Source organism: Streptomyces sp. ISL-98 (genome assembly GCF_018614055.1).
GTDB lineage: Bacteria > Actinomycetota > Actinomycetes > Streptomycetales > Streptomycetaceae > Streptomyces > Streptomyces spiramyceticus.
In genome coordinates this window covers 1-21,337 of sequence record NZ_JAGGPB010000108.1, presented here as the reverse complement: position 1 = coordinate 21,337, position 21,337 = coordinate 1, and the positions used below count along the sequence as shown (strand labels likewise).

Genomic DNA, 21,337 nt, shown 5'->3' with positions numbered 1-21,337 from the left:
ACGCCAGCGTGATCGCCAGGATCATCGTCTGGACGTTGCCCCACATCAGGGCGGTACCAATGACCATGCCGAGGATCTCGCCGATCGCACATCCGGTCAGGCAGTGCAGCGTCGCCTTTGCCGCCGCCCCCCAGGTCACCCCGCCCATCTGGTGCCCGGCATGGTCCGCGTGCGCCTGGTGCGCCGTGTGGTCCTGTGCGGTGCTGGTGTGGTGTGCGCTGTGGTCCATGACCGTCATCCCCTATCCCGTCCGGTGTGACCCCGCTCCCGCGGACCCACACCACAACCGTATACCCCCCCAGGGTATTCCGCGAGGGGCGTGAGCCCAACAAGAAGCGGAGGGGTATGCCGGGCCGTACGGCCCGGCATACCCCTCCGCCCGGGTGGGTCAGCTCTTGCCGAGCGGGCGGTGTCGACCTCGGTCTCGGCAACGACGATCCGGCACATGCGGCACATCCCGCCGCGGAGCATCAGCGTGCGGTGGCAGCGGTCGCACTCGGCCTCGTTGCCGCCGAGTTTGCGGATCTCGCAGCACCAGCTGGTGCACGGCACACACAGGACCCGGCGGTCGTTCGCCCAGGCGAGGCAGTGCGCGCACTGCCCTCGCAGCTCAGGGTCCCGCTGCCCGCCTTGGCGAGTGGGGCCGGTGCCGCGCGGCGGGACCATCCGGCGCGGCGGAGGCGGTGCGAGGAGATCGGCGCGGTCCAGGGCCTGCCCGAGGATCGGGCCGTTGTAGAGGAGGTCCTTCAGGACCTCGGCGGCGACCTGGTGCTGATCAGGGTCCCGGGCAGCCAGCGCGAGACGGGCGAAGCCCTCCAGCCGCCAGATCCACATGGTCCGGGCGCGTACCCGGCGCTCGTCCGCCATGTACCGCAGCTGCTCGGAGACGGCCTCGAATCCGGGAATGGGCCGGTCGCTGATGCGAGCCGCGTCGGTGCGGGCGAACTGGCGGGCCGGGGTGGGGAAAAGCCCCAGCTGGCCGGGCACCTGGGGTGGGCAGATCCGGGGATCGTCCTGGATCGGCTCGGGAAGCCGGGCCCGTAACCACGAGGGGATGGCCGCTCGCCGTCCGGATTTAGCCTGGGGCATCCGCACCGGCCTCGCTTCGGGTAGGGCGACACCCTCGATGTCCAGGGCGAGCTGACGCGGCCGGCCCGGGGCGAGGGTTTCGTCGTGGAGCTCGCCCCAGGCCCAGGAGTCGTCCTCCCCGAGGCGAACAGCCAGAAGGCAGGGCGCGCACACGCCCGCCCGCGTGACCGGCACGGTCCAGGCGCAGCGGCGGCAGGGAGCCTTGCTCCAGCCGTCCCTGGCTGAGGACACGCGGATCCATCCCCACGCGCACCGAGGGCACATGGCGTTCCCGTTCACCGCTCCCCAGCTCGCGCACGTCTCGCACGATCCGAGCAGCCGGAAGCCCTTGATCACCGGTCGACCGGGTCAGTTCGGCGGCAGCGGGCGCCGGGACCCGCCGCTGCCCGGCCGGGGAATCGGGCGTGCGGGGCCGCTGTCGCCCACGGCTCGCTGCTCGGTCTCCGGGCGCCCCTCGGCCGCCGCCACCGGCTCGGCTTCCATCAGGTCCGCAACCGTGCACTGGAGGGCGGCGCAGATCATGTCCAGGTCCTCCAGCCGGACGGTGACCGGCTTGCCCGACCACAGCGCGGCCACCTTGCTTAGAGACGGAGTGAACCCCACCTCCCGGAAGGCCGCCTGCAGCTGGGTAGGGCGCCAGATATCGCGCTTGGCCGCGGCCCAGCGCAGATTCCACTTCAACGGATCACGCCTCCGTGCTCAGCCGGCGAACCGCTCGCCGGGAAGACTCCAGGCTCGCCCGCTCCGGGTCGCCCTTCGCGGTCGCGAGATACCCGACCGTGGTGGATGCCCAGACATGGCCGAGCAAGACCTGCACGTCCCACAACGGCATCCCCGCCTCATAGTTGTGGGTCGCGCACGCGTGCCGCAGCAGATGCGGAAAGAGCTCGCTGACCGGGCCCCGCAGATGCTCGTGAGAGGCCATCTTCAGTGCCCGCCGGAACGTGTCGGGCACCACCGGCGGCGCGAGCAGTCCCTCCATGCCGGTCAGCGACCTCGCCAGACGCTCGGAAGGGAAGAGCGGCGCCCGCGGGTCGCAGGGGTCATCGGGAAACTCGCCCCGCACCTCTTCGACGTACCACCACAGGAGCGCGCGGCCCTCTTCGAAGAGGAAAGCTTCGCGGTCCCGGGGGCCGGAGCCGCCGGCGCCCTTGTCGTGGACCAGGAACCGGCCCCACTGGCCGTTCTCCCAGTGCACATCCCCAAGCTGCACTTGGCACAGCTCCGCCGCCCGGACCCCGGAGATGTACGTCAGCTTCGACATCACGTAGTTCCGGACCGCCACCGGATACTTCCGCGCCCGCGGCAGAGCCTCGCGCCACGCGGCGAAGAACTCCTTCGTCGCCCGGCCCGACGGCGGGATCCGCAGCCCAAAGTCGCCGCGGTGAACAGGCCGGTTGAACGCGTCGACGGGTGACTCGACCACCGCGCCGAACCGGCGATGGGCTGATGACGCTGTCCGACGGCGCAAGAGCGGGATTCCCGCAGAAATCGGCCACCGGGAGAAGTGGCGCCTGGCGTTGGACACCATCGACGAGCTGGCCGGATGGGGCCTGGTCCCGCCGGTGCTGGTGGCCGACGCCGGCTACGGCCAGAACGCCGACTTCCGCGACGGCCTGCAGAGCCGGGGCATCGGCTATGCCGTCGCCATCCGCTCGGATGTGACCGTCCACCCGCACGATGCGGTGCCCACCGCCCCGCCCTGGTCCGGCAACGGCCGCAAACCGCAGCCCCGCTACCGGGACACGCCCTCCTCGGTGGCCGCACTCGCCACCGGACACGGACGGCAGGCTTTCACCGAGGTCACCTGGCGTGAAGGCTCCCGCCAACCGATGCGCTCGCGCTTTTTGTCCCTGCGGGTGCGGCCGGCCGGAGTGAAGTCCCGCCGCCTGGCCCAGGCCGCCGCCACGGCCCGCGACGGCCACTGGGACGGCGTCCTGCCCGACGTCACGCTACTGATCGAATGGCCTGAGCACGCCGAAGCGCCCACTGACTACTGGCTGTCCAATCTGCCCCAGGACACCCCGCTGGCCGAACTGGTCCGCCTGGCGAAGATCCGCTGGCGCATCGAGCACGACTACCGTGAGCTCAAGCACGGCCTCGGCCTGGACCACTTCGAGGGTCGCTCATGGACCGGATGGCACCACCACGCCACCCTGGTCACCGCCGCTCACGCCTTCCTCACCGAGCAGCGGCTCTCCCCAAAAGCCGACACACCGGACTCACCCTCTACCAGATCCTCGACACCCTCCAGCACTTCCTGAACTGCTGGACCGGCACCTGTACCACCTGCCACCGCCCTCTGCCCACAAGATCCACTACCAGCCGGAACCCAAGACCCCAACCGACTTAACGGAGTCCTACTAGGCGATCGTCAGCGTCGTCTTGGCCATTGCGAGCGAACTGTTGCCCACATAAATGTCGATGTCACCCTCTTCGATCTCGAACTGTCCACCAGTGTCGTTCGTCCAGAAGCCGAGGTCATCGGCGCCGAGGCAGAACCGGACGGTGGTGCTCTTGCCCGCATCCAGGCTCACCCGGCGGAAACCGCGCAGCCTGCGGACCGGCTGCACGATGCTCACCGCAAGGTCGTGGAGGTAGAGCTGGACGACCTCGTCGCCCGCGCGCTCGCCGGTGTTGCGCACGGTGACCGCCACCTCGACCGTGTCGCCCTTGCGCAGCGCGCCCGTCGAGATCCGGCGGGTGCTCAGGGACGGGTCGCCGATGGCGAACGAGGTGTAGCTCAGGCCGTGCCCGAAGGGGAACTGCGGCCCGTCGGGTAGGTCCAGGTACTTGGACGTGTACTTGTTGTTGGCGTCGTAGGGGCGGCCGGTGTTCTCGTGGTTGTAGTAGATCGGAATCTGCCCGACGGTGCGCGGGAAGGTCACCGGGAGCTTGCCGCCGGGGTTGACCGCGCCGAACAGTACGTCCGCGATGGCGTTGCCCGCCTCCGTGCCGGGGTGCCACGCCTCCAGGATGGCCGGGGCGGAGTCCAGCCAGCCGCCGATGGCGAGGGGCCGTCCGTTGACCAGGACGACGACGAACGGCTTGCCCGTGTCGGCGATCGCGGTGATCAGGTCCTCCTGCGCCCCGGGCAGCGTGATGTCGCTGCGCACGGCGGCCTCGCCGCTCATCCACCACGGCTCGCCGACCACGACTACGGTGACGTCGGCCGCCTTGGCCGCCGCGACCGCGTCCTTGATCCCCGAGGTGTCCGTGGCCTCCGGGTTCATCCCCGTGACGGAGGTGACCTTGGCCTTGGGGGCTGCCGCCCGGACTCCTTCCAGCGCGGTCACCGAAGAGAACTTCTGCGCGCCGGGGCCGGCCCACGCACCCAGCAGGTCCGCGGAGTCGGCGAACGGACCGACGACGGCGATGGAGCCGACGGACGGGCGCAGGGGCAGGGCGGCCTTGTCGTTTTTCAGCAGCACCATGGAACGCGCGGCGGTCGACCGTGCCGCGGCGCGGGCCTCCTTCGTCAGCTCTGTGACCGCCGCGTCCTCGTCGACGTAGGGGTTGTCGAAGAGGCCGAGGCGGAACTTCAGGCGCAGGATGCGGGAGACCGCGTCGTCCAGGCGGCGGGCCGTGATCTGACCGCCCTTGAGTAGTTTCCTGCCGTGGTCCACAAGGTTGGTGCTGACCATTTCCATGTCCACCCCGGCGTTCAGGGCGAGCCGGCCGGCGTCGGCACCATCGGCGGTGAACCCGTGGGCGATCATCTCCTGGACGCCCATGTAGTCGCTGACGACGACCCCGTCGAAGCCCCACTCATCCTTGAGGATGCCGGTCAGCACATGCCAGTTGCCGTGGGCGGGGACGCCGCTGACGGTGTTGAAGGATGCCATGACGGTGGCCACCCCGGCGTCGAGGGCCGCCTTGAAGGGCGGAAGGTAGTGGTTGCGCAGGCGGGCTTCGGAGGTGTCCACGGTGTTGTAGTCGCGTCCGCCCTCCGCGCCTCCGTACGCGACGAAGTGCTTGGCGCAGGCCGCGAGCCGGTTCTTGGCGTCCAGGTGTTTGCCGTCGCCCTGGTAGCCGCGGGTCTTGGCGGCGGCGAAGACCGCCGTGAGGTACGGGTCTTCGCCGCACCCCTCCGCGATGCGCCCCCAGCGCGGCTCGTGGGTGACGTCCATCATCGGGGAGAACGTCCAGCGCACCCCGTTGGAGCGCGCCTCCACGGCCGCGATCTCGGCGTCCCGCTCGGACACCGCCGGGTCGAAGCTGGACGCCTGGGCCAGCGGGATGGGGAACGTGGTCCAGTAGCCATGGATGACATCGAGGCCGAACAGCAGCGGGATACCCAGCCGCGACTCCTCGACGGCGATGCGCTGAAGGTCGTTGGTGCTCTTCGCCCCGTAGATGTTGATCACGGACCCGAGCCTGCCCGTGCGGGCGGCCTTCTCCGCCTGTGCGGTCTGCCCGCCGCCGGGACCGGTGTCGCCCGTCCAGGACAGCTGCTGCAGTTGCCCCAGCTTCTCCTCGACGGTCATCCGGGCCAACAGGGCCTTGGCTTTCGCCTCGTACGGGCCGGACCCGCGCTTCGCGGCGGCTGCCGAAGCGGGCTCCTCGGCCTGTGCGGTGCCTGTGGCGGCTACGGCGGCGACCGTACCGCCGAGTGCCGTGACCACTGTGCGCCTGCGCATACCACTCATGGCCTTCGTCCTTTGAATGGGGATTAGGAAAGGGGGGTGCGGGGTGGGGGGTGGTAGTTCAGACCGATCGTGTGGTGAAGATCGCGGCAGCGCCGGGGGCAATCGGTAGCTGTACGTCGTGCCGCCCCACGGGACGTCGAACGTGGCATAACCGGTGCCTGAGTTGTAGGCCGCCGAGAGCCGGGTGCCGTCGGGGAGCGTACGAGATGGGGATCTCGCGTGCGACCGCATCCAAATGGGTGAACCGCTACCGCCGTTACGGCGAACTCGGACTCCTCGACCGGCCCTCGGCCCCGCACCGGCAACCGACCGCTACGCCCGGTCGTCTGGTCGTCTGGTCGTCTGGTCGTCTGGTCGACCGGATCGAGAGGATGCGCCGCAAGCGCAAGTGGTCTGCCTCGCGGATCGCGTTCGAGCTGGAACAGGACGGCACACCCGTCAGCCGCCGCACCGTCACCCGACTGCTTGCGCAGCTTGGCTTGAACCGGCGCCACTTCATCGACCCCAACGGCGCGACGAATAGGGAACCACAGCAGATCATTGCCGAGCGCCCCGGGCACATGATCCACATCGACGTCAAGAAAGTTGGGCGCATCCCCAACGGCGGCGGGCGGCGTGTGCACGGGCGGGGTAGCCCGCAAGCGAAACCCGTCGACCGCATGAAAACACGCGGCACCGGCCGGCTACGTCTACCTGCACTCCTGGCGATACGAGCCATACCAGACTCCCACGGGTCGCACGCGATCAGATCGATTACAAGTTGTCACGGAGCCGACGTAATGGGGCATCGGCATCGCCGGGGAGAGCGCGAAGAGTGCCGTTCGGGATCAGTGCGGTGTCCTTGCGGGAACCGGCGTCGAAGTCCGCCTTGTGGGGCCGGGTCAGGCGCGCTGGCCCGCGCGGTAGGCAGGGTCGCCGCCTACGGACTGCCGCTGCCTTACACTCCGCGATATACGGAAAGTAACCCTACTTCTACAATGAGTGCCGATCAGGTGGCTATGGCCCTTAGCGCCGCAGCGTCCGGGCACTCAGCTCCCTCTTGGTCTGAGGACCTTCGAGCGTGACGCGCGCCTCACCTGCCCGCCGAGCCGGGCAGCGCCCCCCAAGTCAGCACCTCCCCGTACGCCTTCGTGAAGGGATCATTCATGGTCACCAAGAAGAAGAGCACGACGTCCAAGACAGCACCCAGTCAGGACAAGCTCATCGATTCCCTCCGGCAGTTCATCCGGACCAAGGGGCAGAGCTATCTGTCCGATCCGAATGTGAACAGCATCGGTATCGGCTACCGGCAGCAGGGCGGGAGACAGACGAAGGAGCTCACGCTCCAGTTCACGGTGGGTACCAAGGTGGTGCCGGAGGAACTGGAAGCTCTGGAGACGACGAGAATTCCGGAGACCATCACGGTCGACGGCGCCGACGTGCCCACCGATGTCATCCAGCGCAGCTACAAACCTCAGTTCCTCGTAGTGGCAGAGGCGGAGAGCCCGCAGCGGAAGCGACGCCTGGATCCCATCGTGCCCGGCGCGAGTGTCGGGCACGTGGAGGTGTCGGCAGGGACGATCGGTTGCATCGTGTTCGACAAGAAGAACGGCACTCCGTACGTGCTGAGCAACTGGCACGTCCTGCACGGCTCGGACGGGGAGCTGGGAGAGGCCGTCGTGCAGCCCGGCACGCACGACGACAACCGGATCGCCCAGAACCGTCTCGGTGTCCTGGAACGTTCCCACCTGGGCATGGCCGGCGACTGCGCGGTCGCGACGATCGAGGACCGCCGCTTCGCCCAGAAGATCCTCGAGCTCGACGTGGCCCCGGAGCAGTTGGGCGAGCCGGAACTCGGTGACAAGGTCGTCAAGAGCGGCCGCACCACCGGTGTCACCCACGGTGTGGTGCGGCGGATCGAAACCCTCGTACAGCTCGACTACGGCGGCGAGGTGGGGCTGCAGAACATCGGCTGCTTCGAGATCGAACCCGACCCGGCCATTCCGCCCGCCGCCGGTGAGGTCAGCCAAGGCGGTGATTCCGGCGCTGTTTGGATGTTCAAGGGGGCCAACGGCCGGCCGGGCAAGGTGATGGCAGGACTCCACTTCGGCGGCGAGGGCGAATTCAGTCCCGACGAACATGCCCTGGCCTGCCTGCCTCGCTCGGTCTTCGAAAAGCTCGATATCAGCCTGCAGCAGCCGTCCGTCGAAGAAGCCGCAGTCATCCAGGGATACGATCCCGCGTTCCTGGGTACCCGCATCGACCCCCCGCGCCTCACGGCGGCAGTCAAGGACGACGCCGTCCAGCTCAGTGGCACCGACGTCATCCCCTACACCCACTTCTCCCTCGCGCTCAATGGCGTCAGAGGGTTCGCGTTCTGGGTAGCGTGGAATATCGACGGCGGTTCCATCAAGAAGCTGCCCCGCAGGGGAATCAAGTTCATCAAGGACCCGCGGCTGCCGGACGACGTCCAGATCGGCAACGAACTGTATGAGGACAACCCGCTCGACCGCGGGCACCTGGCCCGCCGCGCTGACCTCCTGTGGGGAGCACCGCTGGAGGCGAAGAAGGCCAACAAGGACTCCTTCTTCTACACCAACATCACCCCCCAGATCGAGGACTTCAATCAATCCAGCAAGGGCGGCCTGTGGGGGCAGCTCGAAGACGCCCTCTTCGCCGAGGTCGAGATCGATGACCTCAAACTGAGCGCCTTCGGCGGACCGGTCTTCCAGGAAGACGACCGCCTCTACCGCGAGGTTCAGGTCCCCCGCGAATTCTGGAAGGTGCTGGCGTTCGTGGAGCAGGGCCAGCTCAAGGCCAAGGCCTTTCTCCTCACCCAGAACCTCAACCAGCTCGAGGCACTGGAACTGGATGAATTCCGCGTCTTCCAGGTCGCGCTGAGCGAGGTAGAAAGCCGCGGCCGCTTCCGCTTCCCCACCGCCCTACGCAAGGCCGACACGCTGGCCGTGCCCGAAACACTCGCAGCCCGCACGCCCCTCGATGACCTGTCGGACATCATCTGGCATTAGGCCGGAGACAGCTGGCCTCCCGGAGCGGGCAGCCAGCTGCAGAGCGTGCTTCGCCGAGTGCCGTCGCGTACTCCCGTGGGGCGGATACCCGACGGCCGCGAAGTCACGATCGAGGAGGTTTGGGGCCCGCTCGGTAGCCGGATCGGCAACGGGGTACGTACCGCGGTGCCGACTGTCAGCCAGTCGCCCACCTGACTCGCAGCGGCGAATAGCGGGGAGGGGCATCGTTTCTGCGCTGTACTGCACCCCCCGGGAGTGTGAGCAATCGAGCGTTCCAGCCCACCAGTGGCTTACGAGCCGCTATCCATGGGTTCGTGATCAAGAACCTGATGCGCGCCGCTGCGGCTGCCGCGCTTGCCGTCCTGCCCCTCACCACTTCCCCGCCGGCGCACGCCGCCGAGACGCTTCCGCTGAGCGTCGCGGTCCACCAGCTCGACCTCGCTGATGAATCCCGCGACGGGTACACGCGCGACAAGTTCCGCCACTGGAACGCCGGGCAGAACCCCTCGGACGGCTGCAACACCCGCAACGAGGTACTGATCGAGGAAGCAGTCGAGCCGCCGACCATTGGCCCCGGGTGCAAGCTGTCCGGCGGCACCTGGTGGTCCTACTACGACGCGACCACGGTGTCGGGCCCCTCCGGCCTCGACATCGACCACATGGTGCCGCTCGCCGAATCATGGGATTCCGGCGCGTCAGCCTGGACTCCGCAGCGCCGCGAGGCATACGCAAATGACCTGGGGGCCGCCACCTCACTGGTCGCTGTCACCGCCCGGTCGAACCGCAGCAAGTCTGACCAGGACCCGGGCACCTGGATGCCGCCCAGCGGCGAAGTCCACTGCCAGTACGCCGCCGAATGGACCGCAACCAAGCTCCGCTGGGACCTCGCCATCGACCCGCAAGAACAGGCCGAGCTCCTCGACCTTGCCGAGCAGTGCCCGACCACCGACGTCTACTTCGAACCCGCCCCGTAGCCGAAACGCCAGCGCCCTCAGTAACCACAGACCCCTTGGAATTGCATCTAGGAGAGGTCCGGATCACGGCCTGAAAACTTCTGACAGCAACACCGTGTCGCAGCGTCGGTTCGGACTGCACCGCGCTGGCTGGTCGGCAGGCATCGTCCTTGCCGTCGGTGTGGGGGTGTGGAGGTCGGGTTGCTACTCGGCGCGGTGGGGTTTGTGTGGGGTGACCTGCAGCCGTGCCTGGGTGGGGAGTTGGGCCCAGCCGGTGGACTGGCGGGCGCGTTCCAGGGGGCCGTGGCACAGGGCCTGCAGGATGGGGCCGGGCTCGCTGTCGGGGGTGAGCGTGAGGGTGATGCGGCACTGGGGGTGGTGGGCCCGGCCGGTCATCTGCACCCTGACTTGGTGGACGCCGGGCAGTTGGCGGGCGTCGGCGGCGATAACGTCGCTGAGGGCGTGGTCGCGCAGTTCTACACCCTCTGTCGGGGGTGTTCCTCCAATGGGCATGCGGCCTGGGTGAGTTCGGCGCAGTTGTGCCAGCAGCCCCCATAGGGCGAGCAGGACGATGACGGCCAAGACAGCGATGACCACGGGCCACCACCAGCCCTCGTCGGTCCAACGGGTACGGTCCCCGGCGCTGAGCAGGACGGAGCGTGGGTTGGTCAAGGGCCAGCCGGCGGGTGGCGTCAGGTGCCAGCGCCGGTAGAGATCAAGGCCACCGGCGAGGATGAGGATGCCTCCTGCCAGCAGGACGAGGCCGGCCAGAGCCAGCAGGATCCGGTTGGCTGCGGATTGCCTCTTCATGGCTTCGCCTGCTTTCTTCTGGCCGGTTCGAGCGTTCGCAGGCGGGTCAGTTGCGGCGCTGGCGTACGCGGAGGGTGATTCGGGGTGGGTGCACCAGGGCTAGCTGGTCGCGTTGCTCGCGCAGGACGGTGGTGAGTTCGGTCTTGACCTCGCCGGGGTCACGGAAGCGAATGTCCGCGCGGGCCTTGATCCAGTGTCGGCGCACCCGGATCCTGGCCCGGCTGACGCCAGGGACACGCATGGCGGCATCGCGCAGCAGGAGGGCGGCGGCATCGCGGTCCAGCACGGCCCGCACCGGGTTCTGGCCGCCGGGGGTGTTGAGTGGCAGCTGGTGGCGCAGGCCGGGGGTCAGAGCCAGGATGATCAGCCACAGACCGAGGGCGGCGGTGAGCGCGGCGCCGGTGAGCATCCAGACGTCGTCCAGGGGACGGGTGGCCAGTTCGTGGGCGAGGCGGGTGCGCCAAGCGGCGGCGTTGTGGCCGGCCCGCACCATGGAGATGTCGAACAGCAGCATTCCGGCGCCGGCCGCAATGACGAGGGCGGTCAGCGCGGCGGGTATCCGGCGGGCAGACCACAGGCGGCGCGATGGGCGTGTGCCCTCGTCCGCTGTGCTGCTGTGCTGGGGCTGCGTGGCGTCTGGTAGTTGTTTGGCCAACTTCGCCACCGTCAGGGAGGTGGCGGCCTGGGTTGTGGCGGGTCGCTCCGTCTCAGCGGGGGGCTCTTGATCCCGTGCCATGGCCGCTCTCCTTCCCTGGCGTGTGCCGGCCTGGTTCAGTGCACTCGTCTGTGCTCCAGGCCGCCGGAGGGAACCAGATGCTGGATGGTCAAGGTGACCTCGGTGACGCGCATGCCGGTCAGCTGGCCCACCCGCTCGCCGACATAGTGCTGGACCTCGCGGGAGGTCTCAGCGACGTTGATCGGGTAGGGCAGGTCCAGGGACAGTCCTAGCCGGGCCGCTCCGCCGTGGACCGCGACCGTGGAGCGGGGCGGGGCCCCCAAGTGTGCGGGGGTCGCGCCCGTCTGGCCTGCCAGCGCCTCTCTTGCGGCGCGGGCCGCGATGCGGGCGACCACCTTGTCGGGGATCATGGTCGCGCCGCGCTCGGCCGCCGGTACAGGGGGCCGGGTTGCGTGCTCCGGTCCGCCGATCGGGGTGACCGGGGGCTGCGTGGTCACCGTCGGTCCCGGGACCGGACGAAGTCGGATACCTCCAGGTCACCCTCTAGGACGCGGCCGACGGCCAGGCCCACCGCGCCCAAGGCCGCCACGAGCAGGAAGGCCCAGAAACCGCCGAAGTAGGCGGCGAAGCCCAGGGCCATACCGGCCAGCAGGCCCACCGTCGCTCTGCTCATCTCACTCACCCGAATCCCATGTCGGTCGACTTCTTGCGATCCGCTACGTACCGCGGGCGCAAGGACGCTGCGGTCACTTCACGCGGCCCTCGCTCTCTTCCTCCCGCTCTTCCTCCTCGTCGGGCAGGTGAACGTCGTCGACGGCGATGTTCACCTCGACGACCTCCAGGCCCGTCATGCGTTCCACGGCCGCGATGACGTTGGACCGGACGTCGCCGGCGACGTCCACTATGGAGACGCCGTACTCGACGACCACGTCGAGGTCCACGGCTGTTTGCCGCTCGCCCACCTCGACCTTCACTCCGCGCGTCACGCTGGGGTGTCCGCCGGGCACCCGGTCGCGGACGGCCCCGAAGGTCCGGGCCATCCCTGCACCGAGGCTGTGGATGCCCGGCACCTCGCGGGCGGCCATCCCTGCGATCTTCTCCACCACGCTGTCGGCGATCGTGGTCCGCCCGCGCGTCTCGGGCGCAGCCCCGGCGCCGGTGCGGCCCTGCAGAGTCTTGCCAGCGCTGCCCGGCTGGCTCTCACCTGCGGTGGGTCGGCTGAGGGTGTCTGACATGAGGACCTCCCGAGGGTGTCCGTGCGGGCGCCGGTGCGGTGCCCGTCGAAGGATTAGACACATCCCAGCCGCAGTCCTCACACCGTTCGCGTGACGGATACCACATAGAATGACGGGGTGTGTGCGGACGCCGGGACGACGGTCTCCGGCAGGAAGCGAGTGGTGGATGCGCGACCGGACCGGATCCTCGCCCCCACCGGCTGCCGCCCGCCCGCAGGAGCCTGCTCCACCGGCGACCGCTGATGTCCCAGCCGGCCGGGACATCAGCATGGATGACAGACTGCTGGCCGTACGGGCTTCCGAAGGGGATGACGACGCATTCGCCGTCCTGGTCCGCCGGCACAGCAGCTCACTGCTCGCGCTCGCCTACCACCTGCTCGGCAACCGGGCCGACGCCGAGGACGCCGTGCAGGACGCCTTTCTCAGCGCCTGGCGCCGGCTGCCGGAGTTCCGCCACGGCGCCTTGTTCGGCACGTGGATGTACCGGATCGTCACCAACCGCTGCCTCAACACCCTGCGCCGCCAACCCCGCGCTCTCCCCCTGGACGCCGTCCCCGAGCTCACCGCACGTGATGCGGGCAGTTCACCGCCGCACGTTGCCGAAACGGACGCGGCCACGACCGCCCTGGCTCAGGCACTCCGCCGGCTGGACCCCGACCAGCGGGTGTGCTGGGTCCTGCGGGAACTGCACGGTCTGCACTACGAGGAGATCGCCCACGTGACCGGGACAAGCGAACAGACGGTGCGAGGCAGACTCTTTCGCGCACGGCACACTCTGAGGGAGGCGATGGGCCCATGGCGCTAGACGACCCGCATGCGGGACCTGGCAGCGAGCCGCCGACAGACAGCGCCAAGGCGACCGACGCCCACCTGCTGCCGGACGCGGAACTGCTCGCCGGCGACGAGCTGCTGCCGTGCGGACGCCCGCTTAGCCACGCCTGGGAACAAGCCCGCGACACAAGCACCCCAGCAGACCCGCACACCGCCGCCTGCCCCTACTGCCGGCAGGCCGTGGAAGGGCTTGCGGCCCTGGACCAGGCCACCCGGGCTCTGCACGCCGAGGAACAGCCCAAAGGGCACGGCCTCGCGGAACGGGTGATCCGCGCGGTCCGCGCCGAGGTGCGCATAGGTGCGGTGCTGCCGCTGAACGACCCCGCCGACAACCTGCGGATCGCCGAGACCGCCGCGGCGAAGGTCCTGCGCCGGGCCGCCGACACCGTTCCGGGCGCCCGCGCCGCCAGCTGCCGCCTGACTCCCACCGGCAACGGCACCGCCATCCACGTCACCATGACCCTGGCAGCCGCCCTCGACCAGCCACTGCCGGACCGCGCCGCCCAGGTACGCCGAGCCGTCCTCGATGCCGCAGACCACGAGCTGGGCCTGGCCATCACCGACGTCGACCTGAAAATCGACGGCGTCCTTGACCCCTTCGACGCGCCCGGTGGAGGCCCCTCGGAGCGGAACGGACAGCGATGACAACCACCAGGATCCGAGACATCCAACAAGCCGCCGCCCGGGCAGCTCTCGCAGTCCCCGGCGTGGCCGCACTCCAGCCCAGCCTTGCCGACCGCCTGGCCGCCGCCGTAGCCTCCCGAGCCCAACAGACAAGCGGAGCTGCCCCCCTCCCCGCCGACGCGGGCATCCGGGCCGCACACACACCCGAAGGCGGTGGCTGGCACGTAGAAGTCCGCTGCGTCCTGCACGAGGACCACCGGGTCCTGGACGTCGCCCAGCAGGTACGCGAACACGTCCGCGCCGCCGTCACCGCCCTCCTGGCCCAGCACGGCACACCCGCACCAGTCACCGTCCTCGTAACGGTCATCCGCACCGTGTGACCGAGAGCCAGCACTTAGCCGTCCCAGCGCACCTCGCCCAGCCACGCACATGAAAGCGCGAGGCTAGACCGCCGATCGCCGTCCTCCGACGCACGCCGCAACGCCCGGAGCCACGCGGCGAGTACCTGAGTGGCCGCCCGTTACTGGCCAACCGGACGCCGAAGCGGGGTGGCGGCGTGATCACCGCTAGGGCCGACGCCCGCAGCCAGCCCCTCTCGTTCGCTCTCACAGCCGGCCACACCGGTGATGCGCCGCCTTCACCCATGTGATGGCCCGCCTGCGCGTTCCTCGACGCCGTGAACGGCCCCGCACCAGGCCGGACGTGGCCCTGGCCGATAAGGCGTACTCCTGCCGCGCAATCCGCGAACACCTGGGCAAGCGTGGCCCACCTGCGCAGATGACTCCGCAAACGAGGTATCCGCCACCGCATCGCCTGCAAGATCCGCGTGGTCCAGCATGTCTCCGAGGTGGAGTACCCGTGAGTGGGCGGCGGGGCAACTTCGCGCGTGCTGCCGCCTGAAACCCCGCCCACCCGCTGCGGTGGCGCGACCAGGAGCCTTGGCCTGGCCTACAAGCGTGACGGCCCAGGGGCGCGGGCGGCAGAGCCCACCCTGATCGGGTGAGCTCTGCCGCCTGGAAAGTCCGAAATTCCAGCAGATCAGCGGATACTGGACGGGATGTCAGGCACCGCAACGGGACGGAGCACCGTTAGAGACTCTTCCTGGCGAGCCATCATCGCAAAGGGGAACCTGTCGATTTCCAAGCAGAGATCGACATCGTCTGGGTGGTATCCGCTCCGCAGCCCACCGGCAAGATCGGCCGCGGCACGAGAAGTCCTCGCGCGGTGGAGATACGGGGCCGCCTCGACATCGCCTCCGGCCATAGATTGACCAATGTATTCAGCGCAGGCCAGGTCCTCGTCGGCCTGGCCTCCCTCGCCGGTGACAACGAACGTCACCGGGCCGGAATCCTTGGTCTGCAGGAACCGCGCGGTCGGGCCAGCCACCACGAAGCTCGCGCACAAGACCAGCGGTGCGTTCGCGACGGCCAGCGCGCCCACGGTCCCTGCCGTCGTCTTCTGCACCAGCGTGCGGCCAGCGAAATCGCATGACCTGAGCAAGCCAGGTGAGTTCACCGCGTCGAAGCCCGCTGCTGGAGCTCCGTCCTTCAAAGCCAGCCAACCCGAGCGGCCCTCCTTCAAGGCAAGTGCCTCGCTCTCCGTTGAGGCCAGGACGATCCTCTCGACGCCACGCGAGAAGGCCCAGGCAGCCACGGTGAAGGCGCGCATGACGTCGATGACGACAGCAACACGGGGAACGCCGGTCAACTCTGGGATGCCAACGAAGTGATGGTCCATCGCACCATTCTGGCGCCCCTGGATCATCCGAAGGGCACGATTGATCCGGCTGCCGTCGGGGTGACGGTCAGCGAAGCGGTTCTGGTGCCAGCCTGATCCCGCCGGATCGGGCGCGGATGCGCACCGTCCGGGGCGCCGGTTCACGTGCACGCGGGGGAAGGGCAGTGCCTTGTTTGACGGGCTTGGTCAGGCGTCTGGTCATGAGGGTGATCGTGGACCCGCGAGAAGATGATCAAGCTCTACATCGCGGCGCGTACCAAGGCGAGTCTCCAGGGAAGCGGCGACGTGAAGTCCCGTGTCCGCGACACCCTCGGCATCTCCAACGCCCGGTTGCCGCTGGCCCGGCTCACTCAGCTCGACGGGTTCTTCAAAGCGCGCAACGCAATCGTGCACGATCTGGACTACAAGTCCCCCGCTGGCCATGGCACGGCGCGTCACCCCCGGACGCTGGGCCGGGTACGGGAGCAATGCGACGCGGCCCTCGCTGTGGTCGCCGAGATCATCAGCGAGACTGCGGCGGACATTCGCGCTCTGTCTAAAGCAGTCGAGCGGTCCTCTGCTCGGGACTCAGAAGCCATCCGCATTCCGGTCAGTGGAGTTGCCGGTCGAACAGGGTTCCTGTTCGGGTGATCGCGGCGCGAGCGGTGCATGAAGGCGGGACCTCCTGGTAGCTCGGCGATGCGAGCCAGCTCGAGCTTCCGGAACGCCCTGTTGTCGCAGACTTGCGTGAGGGTGTCCGTACTGGTGCTCTGACCGCGTAGGTCCCGCGCGAGGGGGCAACTGCGGGTGAAGAGAGTGCTGTTGCCATACTAGATCCGCACGCGTCGGCACGGGATTGGAGCACTGAGTATGGTCCGCACTGTGGTCCCCATGGCGTTGACGATTGCCCTCGCGGCAATTGGCCTGTTGCACTTCATCTGGGCGTTCTCCCCCTGGCCGATGAGCGATGCGGCGACGTTGTCCAGGACGATTGGTGGCGTCGATGATGACAAGATGCCGCCGGCACCGAGCACCGTTCTGGTAGGTCTGGCACTGATCGGTGGCGCTGTGCTCACCCTTATGGTCAATGAGTCCATACCGACGGTCGGCCCGGGCTGGCTGCGGCTGGTGGGTGTGTACGGCCTGACGGTGGTTCTGCTCGCCCGTGGCCTGGGTGGCTACTTCATGAACTCCGGAGCCGCCAGTGAATTCCAGCGGTTGAACACTGTCCTGTACTCACCGTTGTGTGTGGCACTCGGCGTCCTGAGTGGAATTGTTGCGGTAGCCGCGAGCAGGCGTTACTGAGCTTGTTGGCGTGATGTCGTCGTGGTGAGTCCGGTTCCGGCGAGGCATCCGTCAATAAGTTCGCCGCGGTATTGGATCTGGCGTAGGCCGTGCCGGACGGTGCGCATCAGGTGGTCGGGGTCGACGAAGGCGGTGTTGGACTGGCTGCTGCGTCGCAGCAGTGACCAGATGCCCTCGACGGGGTTGAGGTCGGGTGCGTAGGCCCGCAGGAAGTAGCAGGTGATCCAGTCGTGGGCGTCGATGAAGGCCCGCAGCCGGGCGTCCTTGTGCACATTTAAGTTGTCCCAGACGAGCACGATCGGGCCGCCGAGCTGCTGGTGGGCGGCGATGAGCAGGTCGCGGTAGTCGGTCCAGGCGAAACTGCGCCGACCGCCCCGCTTGTGATCCACGTGCCGCTTGGGTCGGTAGATCACGCGCGATCGTTCTCCCTGCTTGTAACAGGCCAGGGCGGCGATCGAGATGCGGCGCTGCGAGCGTCCCCGCACCCGGATGACCGGTGTGTGTCCGCGCCTGGCCCAGGTGCGGGCGGTAGGCGGCGTCATCGAGAAGCCGGCTTCGTCCTCGAAGCACAGCCAGGCCCCGAGCGCCGCCACGGTGTTTCCACCTGGGACCAGGCCTCCTTCACCCAGCCGGTGACGGCTTCCTCGTTGCGCTCCACCGCGCGGCGGGCCGGCGCCTGATGGCTGAAGCCGTGCCGGTGCAGCATCTGCGCGATGGCCGAGAGCGTCATGCTCTTGTGGAACCGGCGCCCGATCAGCGTCTTGATCCGCGCCAGCGTCCAGGTCTGGTCCGGCCAGCCGTGCGCGACCGGGCCCTTGGCCAGCTCCTGCTCGAGCACTTCGAACAGCTTCTCGCTCAGCTTGGGCAGCGACACCGGCCCCACCGACCGAAGACCGTCCGTGCCGGCGTCCTGCCAGGCCCGGCGCCACCGCTGAACGGAGCGCACACTCACCCGTAAGTCCTTGGCGACCTCCGCGTTGGAGGCGCCGGCGCCGAACCGTTCGGCGGCCTCCATCCGGATCCGCTCACGAAACGCCTGTCGTTCAGGCGTCAGCCCACCACCCTGCGGATACCTCATACAAACGGCATACCGCGACGATCACACGCCGTCAGCCCCCAACGACAACACGCCAACAAGCTCAGTAACCATCCGTGACCTCATCGGATCGGGTGGAACCACCGAAGCGGAAACCTACCGAGAGGCGTATGCCCGCTACGCGTCCGCGCTGTGGCAGCTGCGACAAGCCATGCGCAAAGATATGGTCGCGACCCCGCTGAATCTTGAAGATCCAGTGCTCATCAGGGAACAGCTTCCTCCGGCCAACAGAGACGACTGAGCCAGCAGTTAAACGACAAGCTGAGTGAGGCGGGGAGGCTGCCCAGTGTTGCCGTTGCGGCCGGGAGGCAACGTCTCCCAGCCGTGGGTTGAACGGTGAGCACCGAAACCCCGCCGCCCGGCCCCGGCCGACCGCCCGGCGCCCCGAACAGACGCTGGACACCTCGCATCGACATGCGCAAAACCATCCGCCGCGACAAGGCCCTTGTCGCGGCGGATGGTTGAGGGATCAGGGAACGGGCTCAATCCGTGGGGACGGGCGCGCAGACCGCGTACACGTCGAAGGTGGTCGAAGCGTCGCCGCCGTTGAATACGGTTCCCGTCCAGCCGGTTGGGGAAAGGGGCGCTCCCAGGGGGAACGTCTCGACCAACCTCAGGTCGTCGCTGCCCGCGCTGACTCCGCCGCCGAGCGGCCTCTTGCCCGCGGGACAGTCCACGGCCGCGCTCGCGGTGGTTCCGACGGCCACCGGCACGTTGCCGACCCCGGCCACCTCATAGCCTTCCCCAGGGCTGACGCGCGCGCAGATCACGTACACGTCCATGACGGACTCAAAGCCGCTGCCGTTGAACACGGCTCCCGCCCAACGGCGCGAGCTCGTGGGGAACGATTCGACCACCCTCATGTCGTCGTCGCCGGTATATACCCCGCCGCCGAGTGGCCTCTTGCCCGCGGGACAGCGCATGGCCGCGCTTCCGGTGGTTCCGACGGCCACCGGCACGTTGGTGACTCCGACCGCCTCATAGTCCGCCTCAGGGTTGACGCGCGCGCAGACCGCGTACACGTCGAACACGGAGTCGGTGCCGCCGTTGAACACACCTCCCAGCCAGCCGGTCACGTCGCCGGCCCCTCCCAAGGGGAACGACTCGATCAGCCTCATGTCGTCGTTCCCCGTATAGACTCCGCCACCGACCGGCCTCTTGCCCTCGGGGCAGTCCACCCCCGTAGCTCCGGTGGCTCCCGCAGCCACCGGCACGGTGGCGCTGACCACCTCGTAGCCGGACAGCGGGAAGACAGCCGCATCCGCCTGTGCCGTCGGCGCGATCATCTCGCCGACCACCAGCACAAGCAACGCCCCCAACGCAGTCAGCAGACGCTTCATTCGGTCTCCTTCGATGGGCCAGGCGTCCCACCTCTTTCGGTGGTGACCGACTCATCGTCCTGCTGCTGCGCGCCGTGCTCGCGGCGCAGATGGGCTGTTCACCCGTCCGTGGTATCCCGTCCGAAGGCCGACGATGAATTTTCGAACGCTTCACCCGCCTCGACGCCGCACGCGCCCCCTGGCAGATGACCTATCACCGCCGGCCAGCCCACCCGTCTCGGCCACAAGCTCACCGCGCTCGACCCGTGGTGGAACCCGCCCTGGCCGCTCACCTGGCAACGCTCCTACTGGGCTGCCCACCACCACACCCACGGCATGCCCGAGGGTGTGGTGTGTGGCCCGACGCACCGGACGAGGAACAGGCACGACGCTGGCTCAGCGTGCAGCAAGCGTCACGACCGCACCTGCAGTCCGGGCAACAAGAGTTAGTGGACACTCTGGCAGCGGCCCCACCGGCACCCCACACCGGTCTTTGTGCTGCTCGCAGGCGTGAACTCGCCTCCGATCTTCCCGCGGTCGATCAGCGCGCTGGAGGCACAACGCCGCAGCGCGGCCGACGGCCGGCCGGTCGTCTTCTGGCGGCCCGGCTGCAAGTACTGCGTACGACTGCGCATCCGGCTGGGCCGTAGCGCCCGCCAGGTGCACTGGGTCAACATCTGGCGCGACCCCGCTGGATCTGCAGCGGTGAGGGCAGCCAACGATGGCAACGAGACCGTGCCGACCGTCATCGTGGCGGGCTGGCCGCACACCAACCCCGACCCTGCATGGATGCGCGAGCAACTCTCCCGTTCCGCGTGATCGGGACGCAGCCGAGGTTAAAAGACAAGCTGAGGGGGGCGGCCCCGCGCAACGTGCGAAGCGGGCGCGGGGCCGCCCGGCCGCGCTGTCCTGTCGTAGCGGGGCACCGCAACCGTACGGGCCGAGGCCAGCGGCACCATCGCGTACACGCCGCGCGATCCCCGGACCGGGGAGTGCAGCGCAAGGACGCAGCCCGGGCCCGCCTACGGTGGGGAGCGTGACGCCCTCCGAGTTCCAGTCGGCACCGATCCGGGTCCTGCTGCCCGACGGCGAGCAGGAGGTCGTCGGACGCCTCCACGCCCCGCGGCAGCTTCCCGACGGCTGGCTCTACCTCGTCTCGATCATGGTCTACAGGAACACCAAGGAAGGCGGCATCGAGCCCGCGGAGTACCGGATGTGGCTGCGGCCCAAGGACCACCTCCGGCCCGTGGACGGCGCGCCGTACGACACCGTGCCCACCGAGCGCCTGCCCCGCCGCCCCTTGTCGAACAGATCGTCGGTCCCCGTCGGCCGTCCGGGTGGGTGCTGCAGAAGCTCGGCGGCGGCCGCGGACCGGCGCAGGGCGTCGTACACGCCGTCGACTGTGCCGAAGCCCCGCAGGGCATCCCTGTCCTGACGTTGGATCAGGCGCTCGACGCCGCCGAGCGCCCCGGCGTACGGCTCTGTTCCCTGTGCGCGTCGGCGGAGCTCGATCCTGTCCTCAAGGGCTTCGACGAGGGATTCGACTCCGGCCAGGAGGGCGATCCGTACGGCGGCTGGGGAGCCTGAACCCGGCGCCTTCACGGCGGCCGGGGCCGGTGTGAAGGCTGGGGCGGTCAAGGGTTCGGATGCGTTCACGCGGGGCCTGGCGGCCCTTGCGCAGTACATCGCGCGCGAGGCCCGCACCGTCGTGCCGCGCGGGCACAGTGAAGAACTTCCTGATGGCACGTCCGTACGGCTCGGCATCTGGTTGTCCAACCTAAAAAACCGCCGCGACCGGCTGAGCGAGCAGCAGCTCACCGCGCTCGCCGAACTCGGACTCGACTGGGCATAGCCGAGAACGTGTGCGGGGTGTAGCCGTGCAGCTCCACCCCGCACGTTCACGAGCTGGCTGCCAGAGGCCGTCAGGCCGACTCGATGGCGGAACGCACGTTGTCGATGTCGTAGCCGGTCTCCAACACGGCGTACGCGATGGCGAGCAGGCCCGATCAGGACAAGGTAAGGACCA

Annotated in this window: 24 protein-coding genes and 3 pseudogenes; 13 read left to right on the top strand and 14 right to left on the bottom strand. The window is 68.7% G+C overall.

All coding sequences use genetic code 11. The annotated features are described in order from the left end of the window. The 4 genes from J7I98_RS39750 to J7I98_RS39735 form a co-directional block, all read right to left on the bottom strand. On the bottom strand, nucleotides 1-229 hold a 229-nt coding region (locus J7I98_RS39750; RefSeq protein WP_214929927.1), incomplete at its 3' end, for a DUF4396 domain-containing protein. Nucleotides 230-234: 5 nt separating this feature from the next. Beyond that, complete coding sequence (locus tag J7I98_RS39745) at nucleotides 235-1,320, bottom strand: hypothetical protein (protein WP_214929926.1); 1,086 nt, start codon at nucleotides 1,318-1,320, stop codon at nucleotides 235-237. A 117-nt stretch (nucleotides 1,321-1,437) separates the two neighbouring features. After that, entirely contained in the window at nucleotides 1,438-1,770 is a 333-nt protein-coding gene (locus J7I98_RS39740) for a helix-turn-helix transcriptional regulator (RefSeq protein ID WP_214929925.1), read from the bottom strand. Between the two features lie 4 nt (nucleotides 1,771-1,774). After that, nucleotides 1,775-2,515 (bottom strand): site-specific integrase, encoded by a 741-nt coding sequence (locus tag J7I98_RS39735; RefSeq protein ID WP_308378126.1) that lies wholly within the window; start codon nucleotides 2,513-2,515, stop codon nucleotides 1,775-1,777. A 10-nt stretch (nucleotides 2,516-2,525) separates the two neighbouring features. On the opposite strand from J7I98_RS39735, the pseudogene J7I98_RS39730 reads away from it, so the two are divergent. After that, nucleotides 2,526-3,353 (top strand): annotated as a pseudogene (locus J7I98_RS39730) (IS701 family transposase); the annotation flags it as partial. Between the two features lie 99 nt (nucleotides 3,354-3,452). On the opposite strand, the gene bglX reads toward J7I98_RS39730, so the two are convergent. Then, entirely contained in the window at nucleotides 3,453-5,738 is a 2,286-nt protein-coding gene (gene bglX / locus J7I98_RS39725; RefSeq protein WP_214929923.1) for a beta-glucosidase BglX, read from the bottom strand. Nucleotides 5,739-5,896: 158 nt separating this feature from the next. Between bglX and J7I98_RS42025 the strand changes: the two are divergent. The 3 genes and pseudogenes from J7I98_RS42025 to J7I98_RS39710 form a co-directional block, all read left to right on the top strand. Further along, nucleotides 5,897-6,440: pseudogene (locus J7I98_RS42025) on the top strand (helix-turn-helix domain-containing protein); the annotation flags it as partial. Between the two features lie 443 nt (nucleotides 6,441-6,883). Beyond that, nucleotides 6,884-8,746, top strand: a complete 1,863-nt coding sequence (locus tag J7I98_RS39715) for a DNA/RNA non-specific endonuclease (RefSeq protein WP_214929921.1) — start codon at nucleotides 6,884-6,886, stop codon at nucleotides 8,744-8,746. A gap of 314 nt (nucleotides 8,747-9,060) precedes the next feature. Further along, complete coding sequence (locus J7I98_RS39710; RefSeq protein WP_214929920.1) at nucleotides 9,061-9,720, top strand: HNH endonuclease family protein; 660 nt, start codon at nucleotides 9,061-9,063, stop codon at nucleotides 9,718-9,720. Nucleotides 9,721-9,903: 183 nt separating this feature from the next. Here J7I98_RS39710 and amaP read toward each other — a convergent pair whose 3' ends face one another. From amaP to J7I98_RS39685, 5 genes are all read right to left on the bottom strand, one after another. Further along, nucleotides 9,904-10,509: an alkaline shock response membrane anchor protein AmaP gene (amaP, locus tag J7I98_RS39705; RefSeq protein ID WP_214929919.1), complete on the bottom strand. Its 606-nt coding sequence runs from the start codon at nucleotides 10,507-10,509 to the stop codon at nucleotides 9,904-9,906. Nucleotides 10,510-10,555: 46 nt separating this feature from the next. Then, on the bottom strand, nucleotides 10,556-11,245 hold the full coding sequence (locus tag J7I98_RS39700; protein WP_214929918.1) for a DUF6286 domain-containing protein: 690 nt from the start codon (nucleotides 11,243-11,245) through the stop codon (nucleotides 10,556-10,558). A 35-nt stretch (nucleotides 11,246-11,280) separates the two neighbouring features. Then, the gene (locus J7I98_RS39695; RefSeq protein ID WP_308378125.1) at nucleotides 11,281-11,682 is read right to left on the bottom strand and encodes an Asp23/Gls24 family envelope stress response protein; all 402 of its coding nucleotides are present in this window, start codon (nucleotides 11,680-11,682) and stop codon (nucleotides 11,281-11,283) included. Continuing rightward, on the bottom strand, nucleotides 11,679-11,858 hold the full coding sequence (locus tag J7I98_RS39690; RefSeq protein WP_214929917.1) for a hypothetical protein: 180 nt from the start codon (nucleotides 11,856-11,858) through the stop codon (nucleotides 11,679-11,681). The genes J7I98_RS39695 and J7I98_RS39690 overlap by 4 nt, the downstream gene beginning before the upstream one ends. A gap of 73 nt (nucleotides 11,859-11,931) precedes the next feature. Beyond that, nucleotides 11,932-12,420 carry an Asp23/Gls24 family envelope stress response protein gene (locus tag J7I98_RS39685; RefSeq protein WP_214929916.1) on the bottom strand — a complete coding sequence of 163 codons (489 nt, stop codon included), beginning with the start codon at nucleotides 12,418-12,420 and terminating at the stop codon, nucleotides 11,932-11,934. A gap of 268 nt (nucleotides 12,421-12,688) precedes the next feature. Here J7I98_RS39685 and J7I98_RS39680 point away from each other — a divergent pair, with 268 nt between their 5' ends. From J7I98_RS39680 to J7I98_RS39670, 3 genes are read left to right on the top strand one after another with little or no spacing between them, the layout of a single operon-like run. Then, a complete protein-coding gene (locus tag J7I98_RS39680) occupies nucleotides 12,689-13,225 on the top strand; it encodes an RNA polymerase sigma factor (protein WP_214929915.1) in 537 nt (178 codons plus the stop codon). Continuing rightward, on the top strand, nucleotides 13,216-13,896 hold the full coding sequence (locus J7I98_RS39675; RefSeq protein WP_214929914.1) for a hypothetical protein: 681 nt from the start codon (nucleotides 13,216-13,218) through the stop codon (nucleotides 13,894-13,896). The genes J7I98_RS39680 and J7I98_RS39675 overlap by 10 nt, the downstream gene beginning before the upstream one ends. After that, entirely contained in the window at nucleotides 13,893-14,255 is a 363-nt protein-coding gene (locus J7I98_RS39670; RefSeq protein WP_214929913.1) for a hypothetical protein, read from the top strand. The genes J7I98_RS39675 and J7I98_RS39670 overlap by 4 nt, the downstream gene beginning before the upstream one ends. Nucleotides 14,256-14,913: 658 nt before the next feature. Here the strand turns inward: J7I98_RS39670 and J7I98_RS39665 are convergent. Continuing rightward, the gene (locus J7I98_RS39665; protein ID WP_214929912.1) at nucleotides 14,914-15,612 is read right to left on the bottom strand and encodes a 2-phosphosulfolactate phosphatase; all 699 of its coding nucleotides are present in this window, start codon (nucleotides 15,610-15,612) and stop codon (nucleotides 14,914-14,916) included. A 228-nt stretch (nucleotides 15,613-15,840) separates the two neighbouring features. Between J7I98_RS39665 and J7I98_RS39660 the strand changes: the two genes are divergently transcribed. Together J7I98_RS39660 and J7I98_RS39655 are read left to right on the top strand one after the other, a co-directional pair. Further along, on the top strand, nucleotides 15,841-16,242 hold the full coding sequence (locus tag J7I98_RS39660; RefSeq protein WP_214929911.1) for a hypothetical protein: 402 nt from the start codon (nucleotides 15,841-15,843) through the stop codon (nucleotides 16,240-16,242). A gap of 240 nt (nucleotides 16,243-16,482) precedes the next feature. Beyond that, nucleotides 16,483-16,896 (top strand): DUF3995 domain-containing protein, encoded by a 414-nt coding sequence (locus J7I98_RS39655; RefSeq protein ID WP_251021884.1) that lies wholly within the window; start codon nucleotides 16,483-16,485, stop codon nucleotides 16,894-16,896. On the opposite strand, the gene J7I98_RS39650 is transcribed toward J7I98_RS39655, so the two are convergent. From J7I98_RS39650 to J7I98_RS39640, 3 genes are all read right to left on the bottom strand, one after another. Beyond that, nucleotides 16,890-17,438 (bottom strand): transposase, encoded by a 549-nt coding sequence (locus J7I98_RS39650; RefSeq protein WP_251021886.1) that lies wholly within the window; start codon nucleotides 17,436-17,438, stop codon nucleotides 16,890-16,892. The genes J7I98_RS39655 and J7I98_RS39650 overlap by 7 nt on opposite strands. Next, entirely contained in the window at nucleotides 17,435-17,974 is a 540-nt protein-coding gene (locus J7I98_RS39645; protein WP_214929909.1) for a winged helix-turn-helix domain-containing protein, read from the bottom strand. Before J7I98_RS39645 ends, J7I98_RS39650 begins: the two co-directional genes overlap by 4 nt. Nucleotides 17,975-18,474: 500 nt before the next feature. Beyond that, nucleotides 18,475-19,332: a hypothetical protein gene (locus J7I98_RS39640; RefSeq protein WP_214929908.1), complete on the bottom strand. Its 858-nt coding sequence runs from the start codon at nucleotides 19,330-19,332 to the stop codon at nucleotides 18,475-18,477. Nucleotides 19,333-19,800: 468 nt separating this feature from the next. Here J7I98_RS39640 and J7I98_RS39635 point away from each other — a divergent pair. The 4 genes and pseudogenes from J7I98_RS39635 to J7I98_RS42460 form a co-directional block, all read left to right on the top strand. Further along, nucleotides 19,801-20,130: pseudogene (locus tag J7I98_RS39635) on the top strand (glutaredoxin domain-containing protein); the annotation flags it as partial. 217 nt (nucleotides 20,131-20,347) lie between these two features. Continuing rightward, a complete protein-coding gene (locus J7I98_RS42790) occupies nucleotides 20,348-20,746 on the top strand; it encodes a hypothetical protein (protein ID WP_214929931.1) in 399 nt (132 codons plus the stop codon). Further along, nucleotides 20,653-20,898 (top strand): DUF6233 domain-containing protein, encoded by a 246-nt coding sequence (locus tag J7I98_RS42785; RefSeq protein ID WP_308378124.1) that lies wholly within the window; start codon nucleotides 20,653-20,655, stop codon nucleotides 20,896-20,898. The genes J7I98_RS42790 and J7I98_RS42785 overlap by 94 nt, the downstream gene beginning before the upstream one ends. A 31-nt stretch (nucleotides 20,899-20,929) precedes the next feature. Continuing rightward, on the top strand, nucleotides 20,930-21,163 hold the full coding sequence (locus J7I98_RS42460) for a helicase associated domain-containing protein (protein WP_308378123.1): 234 nt from the start codon (nucleotides 20,930-20,932) through the stop codon (nucleotides 21,161-21,163). The last annotated feature ends 174 nt before the right edge of the window (nucleotides 21,164-21,337 follow it).

What these genes read in the sequence shown, in the direction of transcription:
- bglX (WP_214929923.1), bottom strand. Translation starts at nt 5,738, where the DNA reads ATGAGTGGTATGCGCAGGCGCACAGTGGTCACGGCACTCGGCGGTACG.
- J7I98_RS39715 (WP_214929921.1), top strand. Translation starts at nt 6,884, where the DNA reads ATGGTCACCAAGAAGAAGAGCACGACGTCCAAGACAGCACCCAGTCAG.
- amaP (WP_214929919.1), bottom strand. Translation starts at nt 10,509, where the DNA reads ATGAAGAGGCAATCCGCAGCCAACCGGATCCTGCTGGCTCTGGCCGGC.
- J7I98_RS39700 (WP_214929918.1), bottom strand. Translation starts at nt 11,245, where the DNA reads ATGGCACGGGATCAAGAGCCCCCCGCTGAGACGGAGCGACCCGCCACA.
- J7I98_RS39690 (WP_214929917.1), bottom strand. Translation starts at nt 11,858, where the DNA reads ATGAGCAGAGCGACGGTGGGCCTGCTGGCCGGTATGGCCCTGGGCTTC.
- J7I98_RS39685 (WP_214929916.1), bottom strand. Translation starts at nt 12,420, where the DNA reads ATGTCAGACACCCTCAGCCGACCCACCGCAGGTGAGAGCCAGCCGGGC.
- J7I98_RS39680 (WP_214929915.1), top strand. Translation starts at nt 12,689, where the DNA reads ATGGATGACAGACTGCTGGCCGTACGGGCTTCCGAAGGGGATGACGAC.
- J7I98_RS39675 (WP_214929914.1), top strand. Translation starts at nt 13,216, where the DNA reads ATGGCGCTAGACGACCCGCATGCGGGACCTGGCAGCGAGCCGCCGACA.
- J7I98_RS39670 (WP_214929913.1), top strand. Translation starts at nt 13,893, where the DNA reads ATGACAACCACCAGGATCCGAGACATCCAACAAGCCGCCGCCCGGGCA.
- J7I98_RS39665 (WP_214929912.1), bottom strand. Translation starts at nt 15,612, where the DNA reads ATGGACCATCACTTCGTTGGCATCCCAGAGTTGACCGGCGTTCCCCGT.
- J7I98_RS39660 (WP_214929911.1), top strand. Translation starts at nt 15,841, where the DNA reads ATGATCAAGCTCTACATCGCGGCGCGTACCAAGGCGAGTCTCCAGGGA.
- J7I98_RS39655 (WP_251021884.1), top strand. Translation starts at nt 16,483, where the DNA reads ATGGCGTTGACGATTGCCCTCGCGGCAATTGGCCTGTTGCACTTCATC.
- J7I98_RS39650 (WP_251021886.1), bottom strand. Translation starts at nt 17,438, where the DNA reads ATGACGCCGCCTACCGCCCGCACCTGGGCCAGGCGCGGACACACACCG.
- J7I98_RS39645 (WP_214929909.1), bottom strand. Translation starts at nt 17,974, where the DNA reads ATGAGGTATCCGCAGGGTGGTGGGCTGACGCCTGAACGACAGGCGTTT.
- J7I98_RS39640 (WP_214929908.1), bottom strand. Translation starts at nt 19,332, where the DNA reads ATGAAGCGTCTGCTGACTGCGTTGGGGGCGTTGCTTGTGCTGGTGGTC.